Source organism: Methylomonas stagni, from assembly GCF_050154735.1.
Classification (GTDB): domain Bacteria; phylum Pseudomonadota; class Gammaproteobacteria; order Methylococcales; family Methylomonadaceae; genus Methylomonas; species Methylomonas koyamae_A.
The window spans coordinates 500,315-514,368 of the sequence record NZ_CP189557.1; the positions used below are offsets into that span (position 1 = coordinate 500,315).

Sequence of the window (14,054 nt, forward strand, 5' to 3'; positions counted from 1 at the left end):
ATTCGGCAGCGAATGAGGGTAGGTCATCGTCACGTAGGAATTGCTATGGGCCAGTGATTCCTTGATACTGCGAATATTGGCATGAACCGCCCCGGGAATTTCGGAGGGGACATTAGCTGTGAGTCTCGCGGCCATGACAGTCTCGGAAAATAGTTGATAATAATTCGGTGTAGCGGATAGAAACTGCCTCAGATATTGATAAATATAAGGAGATTTAATGAGTGAGCGAACGAAAATAGAATTAGATAGTTTCTTATTGTCTCAAACTAAAGATATTAATTCATCGGAAAGCATTCGGGCAAATTATTTTCTGCAAGTGCTGATGGATTCAACCTCGAATACCGCTAACATCCCGATTAGCACTATGGAAATGACTACTTTGTATTCGTTGCCGAAAGATGTATATAACATGAGGAACAATAAAAACATTCAAGCCTTGTATGCAGGTGAAGATAATAAAAAAAATCTGAAGCAGGATATTGAAGAATTCTTAACCCCAAATTTATTTGAAAGTTTTTCAAATAAATTAACAGAGATTTCAAGCAAGTTATTTCAGTATATTGAACAGCGAATTGATAGCAAAATTAAATTCTCCAGTACGCCACCAACTTATGACAAACTGGGTACTTTGGAAGCCGAGTTTTCTGAAGAGTTTTATACGCTGAGTCAACATAAGGATTTTGCCATTATTGAAGACATTCGGGGCCAAACCGCCATAAAGCTCCTTTTGTTTTTAATGCCATTCATTCAGGCAATCTTGTGGCGAACAAAAATTAGCAATCCTCCTATATATCATGATCTGACGCGAATGGAACCGCTTTGGCAAGTACTGGTGATTTGCTGGTTTTACCAAAAGCGGGACGATATTAAGCTACAGCTTGAATTCCCTGGTGCCGTGGGGATCTTAAAAAAAGCGGTTGGTCTGCCAAAATGGTCCATTCAATTTTTCTATATTAACAATAAGCATCCTTCGGTAATCGGAGTGACACCGCCATTTTTCGACGGTGAACATATCCATAATCAATATTTGTTTTACGTGCGACAAGGGATATATTTCAAATATTGCTTTTTGGCTTACTTATCAGCATTTGCTTTAAACGTTGCCGAGTGTCCGGAGACAGAAAACCTGGTTGCTGTCTTATTACGTCGATGCAATATAGAAAAACTCCATCGCGATAGTTATATTGATATTTTTCGTCGAGCATGGCGTTATATTGGAAAAATTGAAGTAGAAAAATTAATACTTTATGACTTGGCTTTTAGGGATATTTCTTTACTGGGGACATGGGTATGTTTTCTGGCTGAAATGCAACCATTTTTCGAGAAATCATTAAATCATCTTCACAGGGATGATGATTTCTTACTTGGCATTTATTCAGCATTTGCTAGCGAAGAAAACAGCGCGATAAAAGGTTATTTTGCTAAAGTAAATTATTCTGATATTGGAATCCATATTATAGATAATCCTAGTTACAAAGATGATGGTTATTGTATTTTAGATAATGGGCTTGAATGCGATGAACTCAGGGAAAAACCATTGGAAGAAAATCTCTGGTTAAAAACAAGCAATGTGGAAATCGTTAGCAAATTCAAAAATAGAAGCCTAGGTGTTAAATACGTCAATACACTATTTTCATCACGAATGAACCGTCTAGCTACGCAAAGTTGGCGCGTAGAATTACTCAGCGATTGGTTGCAACGTCACTTTAGTTCGAAGAAGTTCGTGTCCACTCAAACAAACATTAATTTTCTGGGTGAAAGCGGAAAATATGCTTGCCGATTATTAAGAGAACTTACTCGTGCTGACGTTGGTGTCAGCTTATATCAAAAAGACTATGGGGACAGCCAATGTTATTTGCGCATTGTGGCTGATGAATCAGACGACGCAGGAGTTATGTCCTCGTTGCAACGACGTCAGGACGCTATGGATAAAATTCGAAGAGAGTTCAAAGAGAAAGCAGGCGAATTATCCTATTGTTACCAAAGCATCCAACAAAACCGATTTTTGTACGAACCGAATATAGACGCATCAAAACCGGCGGCAAAAAGTTATCCTCAATACCGTCGCCCAAAATCCATCATGGTTATGCCTTTACACATGGAGCAGCGATTGATGGGTGCTATTGAGATTAAAGGATCCCAGCCACATCATTTCCGCTGGTCTCTTCGTTTACGGATACAACAAGTCGCCAGCGTATTGGCTCCATATTTTTATCGTCAACAGTTATTGCATTCGTTATCCAAAATTAGTGCTGCCGTTTTAAAACATCGCTTTTCCGACCAGGAAGTTTTTGGCGGCAATGCTATTTACACCAGTTTTTTTGATCAGGTTTGCCAGGAGTTATGCCAGATTTTTTAAGCCGTACCGCCAACATCTGGTTAAAGTCGGAGCAGCGTCGAGACCGATTTGTACTCAGTGGAAGTTCGGATCAAAGTATATTTTGTGATTCTATAAAAGACATCGATGGCAATATTAGTTTCCTGTTTTCAAACAAGAGAACAGCTCTCCAATCTGACGCAAGCAAGCATTTTTTACAATCATTCTCAGCTGATTATGATGAGCGCGGTATCCGTATTAGAAATGGCAAACTGATTATTAATACTTCAGGTTTGTTTAAAGTGGGGCGTTTTTTTAACCGTGAGGGAACTACTTTTTACGATGATAGACAGGCTAAACAGGGGGTAATCTCTTTATACGATGACTGGATAACTTCAGATCCCACTGGTAAAAGACAAATTCTTTTCATTGAGCGCGGTTTTCAAGAAGTAATGGCATTTCCTTTGATACGCCATATTGAAAATGAAAAAACTGATGAAAAATGCTATGAAGTAATTGGTTTTGTCAGTCTGCATAATGATCGCTTTTCCAATTTCAGTCAGGATTGGTTACATACCATTCATTTGGCTAATAGCCAGATTGTTATAGCTTTGGAACAGATTGGTTTTATTAAAGACGAAGAATCAATCATTCGCAATATAATGCTACATGAAACTAAAGAAGATGTAGCTTTTATAATGGGAAAAGTCGAAAATCTCGATAAGAAATTACAATATGTTCGTCATGTTTTATCTGAAATGGCTGCATATACAGTCCAAATTCCGATTGAAGTTGCGGATAAGCTTAAACACTTGGAAGCGACAGCGCACGAGATGCGACAGGATTATGCTCATGCCAGAAAACAGCATAAAAATCTACATAATAAACTGGATAATTTATCCAATGCCAATATCTACGCTTTTTTAGGGTTGGCTTATAACGATAATAAAACCGAATTAATATCGATGTCGGAAATAATAGATAATGAACTAAAAGGTTATAAAGAAGTTATTAAAGACAAGGGTATTTATACCGACCGAATGATTAGTGACGATGTTGTCTGGAAGACCAATCAAGAAGCCCTGTCACGTATTTTGAGAAATCTACTAGATAATGCTAGCAAATATGCTTTACAAAATTCTGCTATTGAGATTGAAGCAAACCATCACAGGCTAACTGTTATCAATCGTTCCAAATTTGATGAATCTTTAACGGGTTCGTGGCCATTCGCACCGGGCAAACGAGGTGGATTATCGCGTGGTAACACTGAAGGTTGGGGCTATGGTTTGTGCTCGGTGCGTTTGATTTGCGAAAAAATTCTCAATTGGCGCTGTGAGTTTGCTCAAACCCAGGATTTACAGAAACCTGCTGAAGCAAGTTTTTCCATTACTATTATCAGGAGCCGTCAATGAGCAAGAAAATTATTATCTGGCTGGAAGACAAGCCGGAACTTAATCAAAAAGTTGAAGAGATATTAAAAACCAAATTCGAGTTGGTTATTTGCAATAACTTGAAGCAATTTGGCGATGCCGTAAATCGCTATTCAAGCACACCCGAACTAGTTGCCGGTTTTGTGCTAGATGTTTTAATTGAGACAGAAGACCTCTCAGATCTTGATATGCCACTTATAACCACGAATAAAGGTCACGATACTGGCGAGCGGGTACTGCGTAACTATATACGCAATGCTGACGGAGATTCGCCACAACAGGACTTATGGAGGCAACATAAAGTATTGATGCTGACTTCGCTTAGTAAGTTATATTTCAACTCGCACTATAGAAATATTATTGAGTCACAAAATAATAATGGCGATCATACTGTTTGGCTTAGTAAAATTGATAAGGACGGAGGCAAGGTTGAGGCAGAGAAAAATATAATATACTGGACAAAATCTTTATGAGGGAAATTATTTTTATAATATTGTTTTTGAGTGCGCCACAAGTTGTAGTTTCTGATCCAGTAAAATCCAATCAAAAACTAAACACATCTCGCAATAGTGACGATAAAAAGCAACCTATATTAGCTGGTGGTCAGAGTTCTCAGTCTACTGAAAGACAAATGATTGAAGCCTTGGACAAACGTATTCTTCAAACTGAAGAAGCACAAAAGAAATCGGAGGATACATATAAAGACCTGAAATCGTATAAGGATGAAGAGCTGAAAACTTGGCGAAAACAGTCGGATGCTGGTTCTTTAACCACAACCATGATCGGTTTTTTAAGCTTCTTTGTTATGATTACTCAACTGGCTGTTGCGGTCTATCTTTGGTTAAAAACAAGATTATTGTCTAAAATCGATAATTTAATACAAGCATTAGAATGCTCAAAGAAACTTCCAATTCTTATAGCTGAAATACAACTTGCTATTGTTACTGATCAAATAATAAACATGTCAAATGAAGCATCTGCCAGTTCCCAGCAAATCAATACTTATATTTATGCTTTAGATGTTGTAAAAAATCTGCAAATGCTGGCAGGTGAAGACCAAACAAAAGCCGAAAATAGTTGCAACTTTTTACAGCAAATCTGGTTTTCATTGGATAACCAATCAAAATCGTTAATTAGGTCATATATCACCGAAATACTTAGTAGTCCAATGAACAATGAAACCAATAAAGTTTTGCTAAAAAACTTAAATAGAAATCTAAATTAATCGAATTACAGTTGCAGACTAGCAACTGCCTAAATCGGTCAATAACCTGTGGCTGGTTTGGACTAGATTCTAGTCATTCAATTCAATAGGACGATTGGCCGAAAAGGGTCGATTTCTGCAATTCACAACTTCTAGAACGGTGTTATTCCTCTACGGATAATTCTTCGGATGCGATGATCGAACATGTCATCGTCACTGGTTCAGCCGCGCCTAGACTTTGCCCCGCGATTCCGCCGACCGCTAAAATTCAATCCGCTCCGGCGCGACTCGGAGGACTTCTTCGATGGTCGTGATGCCGGCCGCGACTTTTTCGGCGCCGCTGAGGCGGAGCGGGCGCATGCCTTCCTTGATGGCTTGTTTTTGCAGCAAGGCCGTGTCGCAACCTTCGACGATCAGTTTTTCCAAAGTCTGGCTGTTCTCGAAGATTTCGTAGATGCCTATCCGGCCGGCGAAGCCGGTGTTGCGGCATTCCTTGCAGCCGGTGGCGCGGTGGATTTGCTTGGGTGGGGCCACTCGGAACGGCGCGACCAGGGCTTGCCATTGGGCGTCGTCGACGGCGACCGGCGTTTTGCAATGCTTGCATAAGACCCGAATCAAACGTTGCGCCATCACCCCCAATACGGTTTGCTGAATCAGGTAGCCGGGCACGCCCAAATTCAGCAAGCGGGTGACGGCGGCCGGGGCGTTATTGGTGTGCAGCGTCGAGATGACCAGATGGCCGGTCAGCGAGGCTTGCACCGCCATTTCGGCGGTTTCCAAGTCGCGGATTTCGCCGACCATGATGATGTCGGGGTCCTGGCGCAGCAGGGTGCGGATGCCGCTGGCGAAGTCCAGGCCGATATTGGCCTGCACCTGCATCTGGTTGAAGACCGGTTCGATTTGCTCGATCGGGTCTTCGACGGTGCACAGATTGATTTCCGGCGTCGCCAGCCGTTTCAGCGTCGAATACAGCGTCGTGGTCTTGCCGGAACCGGTCGGCCCGGTCACCAGGATGATGCCGTGGGTCTGGCCGGTCATCCGATTCCAGATCGCCAATTCCTGCTTGTTAAAGCCGAGTTGTTCGTAATCGCGCAGCAGCACTTCCGGGTCGAATATCCGCATCACCAGTTTTTCGCCGAACGCGGTCGGCATTGTCGATAGCCGCAATTCGATTTCCTTGGCATTCATTTGGGTTTTGATGCGGCCGTCTTGCGGCAAACGCTTTTCGGCGATGTTCATCCGTCCCAGGATTTTCAGCCGGCTCAACACCGCGTTCATGATCGGCATCGGCAACTGGTAGACGTGGTGCAGGATGCCGTCGATCCGAAAGCGCACGTTGCCTTGCTGGCGGCGTGGCTCGATGTGGATGTCGCTGGCGCGTTGGTCGAAAGCGTATTGCAGCAGCCAATTGACCAGATTGACGACGTGCTGGTTGTTGGCGTCCAGGTCCGCCATTTTGCTGAGTTCGACCAATTGCTCGAAGTTCTGGCCGCCGCCGCGCCCTTCGTTTTGGGTTTGCGCGCCTTTCAGCGATTGCGAAAAGTTGTAAAACTCGTCCAGATAGCGCTTGATTTCGTCGGGATTGGCGAACACGCAGCGAATCTTGCCGTGGTGCATCTTGGCCAGATCCAGTTGCCAGGCGCGGATGAAGGGCTCGGCGGTGGCGACGACAATTTCCTCGTCGTTGATCTTGATCGGCAGGATGTTGTAATTGACCGCATAGGCCTTGCTGAAGATCGCGGTAACGCTGGGTACGTCGATTTTCAGCGGGTCGAAATAGTAGTAGGGCAGGGCAAGTTTTTTGGCCAGCCATTGGGTGAGGTCTTCCTGAGTCAGCAGCTTGCCGAGTTGACTGCGGTCGGCCAATTCGCATTCGCTCAAAATTTTCAACGGATGCTTGTTGAGGTTAATTTTGGCGGCCGCGTATTGGCGGCATTTTTCCAAGTCTGCTTTCGACAACACGCCGTCGTTGTCCAGCCACTGGATAATGCGCTGGATGTCCAGCTTGTGGTCTTCTGTCTTGCTTTCTTCCCGCATACGCCGCTTCTGGGTGAGTGGAAGGCTTAGTCTAGCCAAATCCGGCGGAAGTTGGGGAGAATTGCCCGTCTCGAGTAACGCTGACAATCTTGGGTGCTTGGACGGCCGATTTCAACGCCATTCGACGATGCGGGTCGCGGCGAACCGAATGCTTGCAGTTGCCGCATGACGAATAACCTAGTGTTAAAGTAAACTATCGCCAACTTACACAGCGCGCGGTAGATCATGACGGCAGCAGACAACGTACATCCTCACGAAATTCATAAGTTCGGCGCTCAAGCGGAGCGCTGGTGGGACCCGAACGGCGAATTGCATACCTTGCACGCCGTTAATCCGCTTCGCTTGGCGTTCATCGGCCGGCAAGTCGATTTGGCCGGCAAGCGGGTGGTTGACGTCGGTTGCGGCGGCGGCATTCTGACCGAAGGTTTGGCCGGGCAGGGCGCCGATGCCTTGGGTATCGATCTGAGCGAAGATTTGCTGGATATCGCCGATCTGCACAGCCTGGAAACCGGCGTGTCGGTCAATTACCGTAAAGTCAGCGCCGAACAATTGGCGGCCGAGGAACCGGGTGGCTTCGATGTGGTGACCTGTATGGAAATGCTGGAGCACGTTCCCGATCCGGCTTCGGTGGTTAAGGCGTGCGCGACGCTGGTCAAACCGGGCGGTCTGGTGTTTTTTTCGACCTTGAACCGGGTGCCGAAGGCTTGGCTGCTGGCGATCGTCGCCGCCGAGCATCTGCTGAAAATGGTGCCGAAGGGCACTCACGAATATAAGACCTTTATCAAACCGGCCGAATTGGATCGGATGGCGCGGGCCGGCGGTTTGGAATTGGAGGCAATGACCGGCATCGAATATAACCCGTTCGCCAAGCGCTTCAGCCTGGGCCGCGATATCGACGTCAATTACATTGCCGCATTCGCGCGTCCGGAATAGACCGCATGACCGACTTCAAACTCGAGTGCGTCTTGTTCGATTTGGACGGGACGCTGGTCGATACCGCGCCGGACCTGATCGCCTGTCTAAATCGAACCCTGGCGGCGCACGGTTTTGCCGAAATTGATCCGGCGACGGTGAAGCCGGCGATTTCGCGGGGCGCCATGGCGATGATTCGGCAAGCGGTTACGGTGGACGAAGCCACGGCGCAAACGATGTTGAGCGACATGTTGGACGCCTATCAGGCCAATATTGCCGAACACAGTCGCTTTTTCGACGGCATCGTCGATTGCCTGGACGCCATCGAAACCTCCGGTTTGAAGTGGGGGGTCGTGACCAACAAAAAGCAGCGATTTACGTCGCCGTTGTTGCGAGCGCTGGCGCTGGATACGCGCGTGGCTTGCGCGGTCAGCGGCGACACCACCGCGTTTAGCAAGCCGCATCCGGAGCCGATGTTCGAAGCTTGCCGGTTGGCCGGCGTAACGCCGGAGCGCTGCGTTTACATTGGCGATGCGCCGCACGACATTGCCGCCGGCAAAAACGCCCGCATGAAAACTCTCGCGGCCTTGTACGGCTATTTGAACAGCGACGACCAGCCGGACACTTGGGGGGCGGACGCGATGATCGAACATCCCCGTCAACTGACGCAATGGATCCAAACCAGTCTATGTCATTGAACGATCGAGTTATTTTAATTACCGGCGCCGGCGGCGGTTTAGGGAGCGCGGCCGCGCTGGCTCTGGCCGGGCAGGGCGCCAGCCTGATTTTGCTGGACAACAGCATCCCTAAATTGGAAAAGACCTACGACGCGATCGTCGCGGCCGGCGGTCCGGAACCGACGATGTACCCTTTCGATTTGGCTGGCGCCACCGAAGCTCAATATCAGGAAATGGCCGACGCCATCGCCGAGCGCTTCGGCGCATTGCACGGCGTATTGCATTCGGCGGTGGAATTCAGCGCGTTCAGCCCGATCGCCAATTACAAAACCAAGGATTGGGGGCATGCGTTGAACGTCAATCTGAACGCGGCGTTTTTACTCTGCCGGGTTTTGCTGCCGGTATTGCTGGCGGCCGAGCATGCCGCGATTGTGTTTACATCGGACTCCTCGGCTCGCAAGGGCCAGGCCTATTCCGGCGCTTACGGCGTTTCTAAAATCGCATTGGAAGGTTTCGCTGCGATATTGGCGGCTGAGTTGGAATCCGCCGGCAAAATTCGGGTCAACACCTTGGTGCCGGGGCCGGTCGACAGTCCGTTGCGGCGTAAGGCCTATCCGGCCGAAGACAAGGCGGCGCTGCCGGCGCCCGCCAGTTTGCAGCCGGCCTACGTTTATTTATTCAGCGACGCCAGCCTCGGCGTCACCGGTCAAATTATTGACGCCCAGACATTCAACCGTTGAAACGAGCTATGGCAGACAGAGAAGTGGTGTTTTTAAACCGTGACGTCAACATCGTCACGATTCCCGACGGCCATCACGGCATGTTGCGCAAGGGTCAGGAAGTCACGATCCACCAGTCCTTGGGCAGTAACTATACGGTTTTCACCGATTACGGCCACATGGTGCGGATCGCCGGCGTCGACGCCGACGCGCTCGGCAAGGAGCCTCAGCATTTGCAGACCCTGGTGTCGGAAACCGATGCACAGGCGGTCGAGCGCAATTGCTGGGAAGTGATGAAAACCGTCTACGATCCGGAAATTCCGGTGAATATCGTCGATTTGGGCTTGGTCTACGGTTGCGACGTGACGGCCAACGCCAACGGTGGTCACGACGTCCGGATACGGATGACGTTGACCGCGCCGGGTTGCGGCATGGGTCCGGTGATTCAAGGCGACGTCGAGAAGTGTATCCGCGGTTTGCCCGGCGTCGATAGCGTGGACGTCGAAGTGGTCTTGGATCCGCCTTGGTCCAGGGAAATGATGTCGGAAGTGGCTCAGGTTCAATTGGGTCTGTTTTGAGCGGCGCCGGGAATCCGGCGGAAATTTGCCGCCTTGCCGCTTCGAATCGGCGTTTAATTTATTAACCAATTGAAAAAAACGCTTAAAACAAGCTGGCACGGTCCTGGCTTTCGATGGCTTGAACGCCAACTCGATCACTGGGGACCGTCATGAAAGAACAATCCGCCGAATTAGCCGTCGTCAGCAACAAAACCTTCGAAGCCTCGACGGCGGTCAATCTTCATCATTACGACATCAGCAGTGCCTTGCAAACTACGCTGGAGTTCGACGAACTGATCGGTATTTTCTGCAACAAGATTCAAGCTACGATCCCGCACAACGGCGTCGAATACAACCATCCGCTGTTCAACATGCACTATCAGCGCGGGGTGATGGCCCGCCACTCATGCTCTTATGTCTTGAAAGTCGAGGAGCAGGAGCTGGGCGAACTGAAGCTGACCCGTACCCAACGCTTCGGCCGCGAAGAGCTGAAAATGCTGGAAAGCCTGTTGTGCTGTCTGATTTATCCGTTACGCAATGCCACGCTGTTTCAACAAGCCTTGCGGATGGCGTATACCGATCCGTTGACCAAAACCAACAATCGCGCGGCCTTTAACGATAGCTTGCAACGCGAGGTCAAGCGGGCGGTACGCCACGGCCAGCATTTGTCCTTGGTCTTCGTCGATATCGATCATTTTAAGAATATCAACGACCAATACGGCCATGCTTGCGGCGATTTGGCCTTGGCATCGGTGGCCGCCTGGTTACGCGACAGCGTGCGCGGCAGCGATGCGGTTTACCGCTTCGGCGGCGAAGAGTTCGTGATTTTATTGGCCGACACCGACATCGACGGCGCCGGGATTATCGCCGAGCGTCTGCGCGCCGACATCGAGTCGCATACCCTGGCTTACGGCATGGATGTGTTGAATTTGACCGCCAGTTTGGGCGTTGCCACGCTGCAAGGCGACGACAGCGCGGAATCGCTGGTCAAGCGCGCCGACAAAGCAATGTACGCGGCCAAACAACGCGGCCGTAACCGGGTGGAATTGGCCGCCTAACGGCAAGGCCGGCAAAATCTTGCCGGTTCCGGCCGCTTAGTTTTCGAACACGTCGGCGCCCTTGGGCGCTTTGAAGTTAAACAAGGCTTCTTCCAGCTTGGGATTGATTTGGATGTTGGAAAAATAGATACGCGTCAATTGGCCGAAATTATCGCTCAATTCCATGCCGCCCAACTGGTCGCGCTCCAGGCCGATCAGGATGTATTTGAAGCCGCTTTCCTCGTTCTTGGGCGACAATTTCACCCAATTCATGCCTTCGTCCTCGCCTTGCTCTCGCAACGTGAATTTCTCTTCGATGTCGATTTGACCGGTCAACAGCAAGGCCGGCGTCGAACCCAGCGAATCGTCCAATTGCTTGACCGTGACCTGCTCCAAATCCGCATCGTAAAACCAGACCTTGCCGCCATTGGATACGATTTCCTGGACGAAGGGTTTTTGATAATTCCAGCGGAATTTGCCGGGGCGGCTCAGATAAAACTTGCCGCTACTGGTTTGTGCCGGTTTGCCGCTCTTGTCCAGGGTCACTTGGCGGAAGTCGGCGGCCAGCGCGCTCGAGCCGGCCAAAAAAGTTTTCAATCGGGCGATCGGCGTTTCCTCCGCGTGCAATGGGGTGGCGCATATCAGGCAAAAAACGAAGCTAAGAATTTTCATCGGTTAAAAAGGATTGAGGTTGTTAAGCCAGTTGCCGTCGGTTTCGCCGCCGCCGCCGCATTCGGAAAATTGGCTGGGGCCGGAGCCGTCGATAAAGGGCAGTAATTTGGCGCCGGGGCAGTCCTCGGTACTGAGCAAGCCGGTGGATGGATCGATCCACTTCATTTCGACATTGTCCGGCCGGATCAGACTGACCGGCTTTTTCGAGACCTGCCGCATCAGATCGGCCCAGATTTGCAGCGCGCCGCTGCCGCCGGTCAGGCCGGTCGGCTTGTTGTCGTCGCGGCCCACCCAAACCACCGACAACAAATCGCCGCTGAAACCGGCGAACCAGCTATCCCGCAACTGATTGGTGGTGCCGGTCTTGCCGGCCAGCGCCATGCTTTGCGGCATGTAGCTGTAGGCCGAGTGGCCGGTGCCGGCATACATCACTTCCTGCAGTATCGTGTTGGTGATGAAGGCGGCGGCGGGATCGACGGCCTGATGGACCGTGAACGGATAGCTTTGCAACGCCTTGCCGTCGGCGGCATTAACGGCCCGAATCGAGCGTAGCGGCGTCGCGAAGCCGTCGCCGGCCAGGGTCTGGTAAAGTTGGGTGACTTCGAACGGCGTCAGGGCTTGGGCGCCGAGCAGGAAGGACGGATATAGATTCACCGGCCGCGACACGCCCATCGCCTTCAGGGTGTTGGCGATTTTGCCCAACCCGATGTCCATGCCGATCCGCACCGTCGCCAGATTGTAGGAATGGGTCAGCGCGGTATGCAGCGGTACCACGCCGTGCTCGCGATTGTCGTAGTTATCCGGCGACCAGGTTTTGCCGCTGCCGTCGTCCAACGCGATCGCGGTATCGCTGATCGGCGTGGCGATCGTGTAGCGGTCGGGGTGTTCCAGCGCGGTTAGATATACCACCGGTTTGATCAACGAGCCGATCGGCCGGACCGCGTCCAGCGCCCGGTTAAAGCCGGTCGTGACCGCGCTGTCGCGACCGCCGACCAACGCAACGATCTCGCCGTTGTCGCGGCGGGTGACGATGGCGGCGCTTTGCAAGTCGTCGCTTTTCGGGCTTTTCTCCAGGTGTTTCAGTTTGTTCGCCAGCGTTTGCTCCAAGGTGTCCTGCGTGCGCGTGTCCAGCGTCGTTACAATGCGCAAGCCTTCCGAGGTCAGATCCTCTTCCTTGTATTCCTGTCTAAGTTGGCGCTTGACCAAGTCGATGAAATCCGGAAAACGGTTGGCCGAGCGGTGTATCACCTTGGCCACGCCCAACGGCTGCTTTTTGGCTTCGCTGGCCTGTTGTTCGTCGATATAGCCTTCGGCGAGCATCGAGTCCAGCACCAGATTGCGTCGATCCAGAGTGTGGTCCGGATTGCGGCGCGGGTCGTATTCGGACGGTCCGCGCACCAGCGCGACCAGCGTAGCGACCTGCGGCAGATTCAACGTTTTCAACGATTGGCCGAAATAAAACTCGCTGGCCAGACCGAAGCCGTGTACCGCGCTGGAACCGTCCTGGCCCAGGAAGATTTCGTTCAAGTAGGCTTCCAGTATCTCGTCCTTGCTGTAGCGGTATTCCAGAATCAGCGACATCAGCACTTCCTTGAGCTTGCGCCGTAGAGTGCGTTTGGGGTGCAGGAAGAAGTTTTTCACCAATTGCTGGGTGATCGTGCTGCCGCCTTGCACCATGCCGCCGGCCTTCAGATTGTTCCACATCGCCCGGGCGATGCCCTTGGGCGAGATGCCGAAATGATGATAAAAGTCGCGGTCCTCGGTGGACAGCAAGCCTTGCACCAGTGTAGGCGGCGCTTCGTCCAGTTTGATCAGAATGCGGTCTTCCTTGCGGGTCGGGTAAAAACTGCCGATCTGCACCGGGTCCATCCGCAAGATGGCGACGCTTTCGCCGGTCGCGGCGTCGGCTATGTTAGCAACGCCGCCGCCGGCGAAGCCGACGTTGATTTTTCGGCTCTCCTGAGGTGTGTCGCCGAAATTGAAGGCACGGGATTTTAGCGATATTTGACTGCCCTTGACCACGTAGGAGCCTTCGGCGGCCAGTTGCGGGTCCATCCGGTAATGCAGTTGTTGCAGCAAGTCCTCGAAGCTTTTAGCGGACATCTCGTAGCCATTGTAAAGCTCGACCGGACTGGCGTAGACCCGGGCCGGAATCGACCAGCGCTTGCCTTCGAATTGTTGGCGAACGGTATAATCCAGGTAGAAGGTATAAATTGCCAGGGCCGCCAACGCGGCCAGCGCCACGGTGATTGCGCCGCGTATCAACCAGTTGGATTTCGAGGGCGTTTTTTTGCGTCTAACGGTGAGTTTTCGGTATCTGTTGGGTCGTTTGGCCATTCAGTGTCGTTGGGAGTCTGCCGCTCTAAGGCGTGTTGCGGTGTGGCTCCACCGCGGTGGAGGCGGGTCGTTGGCAATAACGGCGTATTATCCAATAATTTTATCTCGGTCGCGACTAACGCGGCCGACCGGCGGTAGACGCAAGGGGGACGGAT

The 14,054-nt window shown here is 50.6% G+C and carries 12 protein-coding genes; 9 read left to right on the forward strand and 3 right to left on the reverse strand.

What is annotated here, in order from left to right; translation table 11 throughout:
- Positions 1 to 217: 217 nt before the first annotated feature.
- From ACP4CD_RS02290 to ACP4CD_RS02305, 4 genes are read left to right on the forward strand one after another with little or no spacing between them, the layout of a single operon-like run.
- Positions 218 to 2,359 carry a GAF domain-containing protein gene (locus ACP4CD_RS02290; RefSeq protein WP_426993270.1) on the forward strand — a complete coding sequence of 714 codons (2,142 nt, stop codon included), beginning with the start codon at positions 218 to 220 and terminating at the stop codon, positions 2,357 to 2,359.
- Positions 2,344 to 3,729 carry a hypothetical protein gene (locus ACP4CD_RS02295; RefSeq protein WP_426993272.1) on the forward strand — a complete coding sequence of 462 codons (1,386 nt, stop codon included), beginning with the start codon at positions 2,344 to 2,346 and terminating at the stop codon, positions 3,727 to 3,729. Before ACP4CD_RS02290 ends, ACP4CD_RS02295 begins: the two co-directional genes overlap by 16 nt.
- Positions 3,726 to 4,220: a hypothetical protein gene (locus ACP4CD_RS02300; protein WP_426993274.1), complete on the forward strand. Its 495-nt coding sequence runs from the start codon at positions 3,726 to 3,728 to the stop codon at positions 4,218 to 4,220. Before ACP4CD_RS02295 ends, ACP4CD_RS02300 begins: the two co-directional genes overlap by 4 nt.
- Positions 4,217 to 4,972 (forward strand): hypothetical protein, encoded by a 756-nt coding sequence (locus ACP4CD_RS02305; protein ID WP_426993275.1) that lies wholly within the window; start codon positions 4,217 to 4,219, stop codon positions 4,970 to 4,972. The genes ACP4CD_RS02300 and ACP4CD_RS02305 overlap by 4 nt, the downstream gene beginning before the upstream one ends.
- A gap of 240 nt (positions 4,973 to 5,212) precedes the next feature.
- On the opposite strand, the gene ACP4CD_RS02310 is transcribed toward ACP4CD_RS02305, so the two are convergent.
- Positions 5,213 to 6,988, reverse strand: a complete 1,776-nt coding sequence (locus tag ACP4CD_RS02310) for a GspE/PulE family protein (protein ID WP_426993277.1) — start codon at positions 6,986 to 6,988, stop codon at positions 5,213 to 5,215.
- Between the two features lie 225 nt (positions 6,989 to 7,213).
- Here ACP4CD_RS02310 and ubiG point away from each other — a divergent pair, with 225 nt between their 5' ends.
- The 5 genes from ubiG (at position 7,214) to ACP4CD_RS02335 (ending at position 10,911) form a co-directional block, all read left to right on the forward strand.
- Positions 7,214 to 7,921 carry a bifunctional 2-polyprenyl-6-hydroxyphenol methylase/3-demethylubiquinol 3-O-methyltransferase UbiG gene (gene ubiG / locus ACP4CD_RS02315; RefSeq protein ID WP_426993279.1) on the forward strand — a complete coding sequence of 236 codons (708 nt, stop codon included), beginning with the start codon at positions 7,214 to 7,216 and terminating at the stop codon, positions 7,919 to 7,921.
- Positions 7,922 to 7,926: 5 nt separating this feature from the next.
- On the forward strand, positions 7,927 to 8,598 hold the full coding sequence (locus ACP4CD_RS02320; protein WP_426993281.1) for an HAD family hydrolase: 672 nt from the start codon (positions 7,927 to 7,929) through the stop codon (positions 8,596 to 8,598).
- A complete protein-coding gene (locus tag ACP4CD_RS02325; RefSeq protein ID WP_426993283.1) occupies positions 8,589 to 9,317 on the forward strand; it encodes an SDR family NAD(P)-dependent oxidoreductase in 729 nt (242 codons plus the stop codon). Before ACP4CD_RS02320 ends, ACP4CD_RS02325 begins: the two co-directional genes overlap by 10 nt.
- An 8-nt stretch (positions 9,318 to 9,325) precedes the next feature.
- Positions 9,326 to 9,874 (forward strand): putative Fe-S cluster assembly protein SufT, encoded by a 549-nt coding sequence (gene sufT, locus ACP4CD_RS02330; RefSeq protein ID WP_064027485.1) that lies wholly within the window; start codon positions 9,326 to 9,328, stop codon positions 9,872 to 9,874.
- Between the two features lie 149 nt (positions 9,875 to 10,023).
- Positions 10,024 to 10,911, forward strand: a complete 888-nt coding sequence (locus ACP4CD_RS02335) for a GGDEF domain-containing protein (RefSeq protein ID WP_071157968.1) — start codon at positions 10,024 to 10,026, stop codon at positions 10,909 to 10,911.
- A 36-nt stretch (positions 10,912 to 10,947) separates the two neighbouring features.
- Here the strand turns inward: ACP4CD_RS02335 and lolA are convergent, their stop codons facing one another.
- The gene (gene lolA, locus ACP4CD_RS02340) at positions 10,948 to 11,562 is read right to left on the reverse strand and encodes an outer membrane lipoprotein chaperone LolA (RefSeq protein WP_071157970.1); all 615 of its coding nucleotides are present in this window, start codon (positions 11,560 to 11,562) and stop codon (positions 10,948 to 10,950) included.
- Positions 11,563 to 11,565: 3 nt separating this feature from the next.
- Positions 11,566 to 13,899, reverse strand: coding sequence for a penicillin-binding protein 1B (mrcB, locus tag ACP4CD_RS02345; RefSeq protein ID WP_426993285.1), 2,334 nt, complete (start codon positions 13,897 to 13,899; stop codon positions 11,566 to 11,568).
- Positions 13,900 to 14,054: the final 155 nt, after the last annotated feature.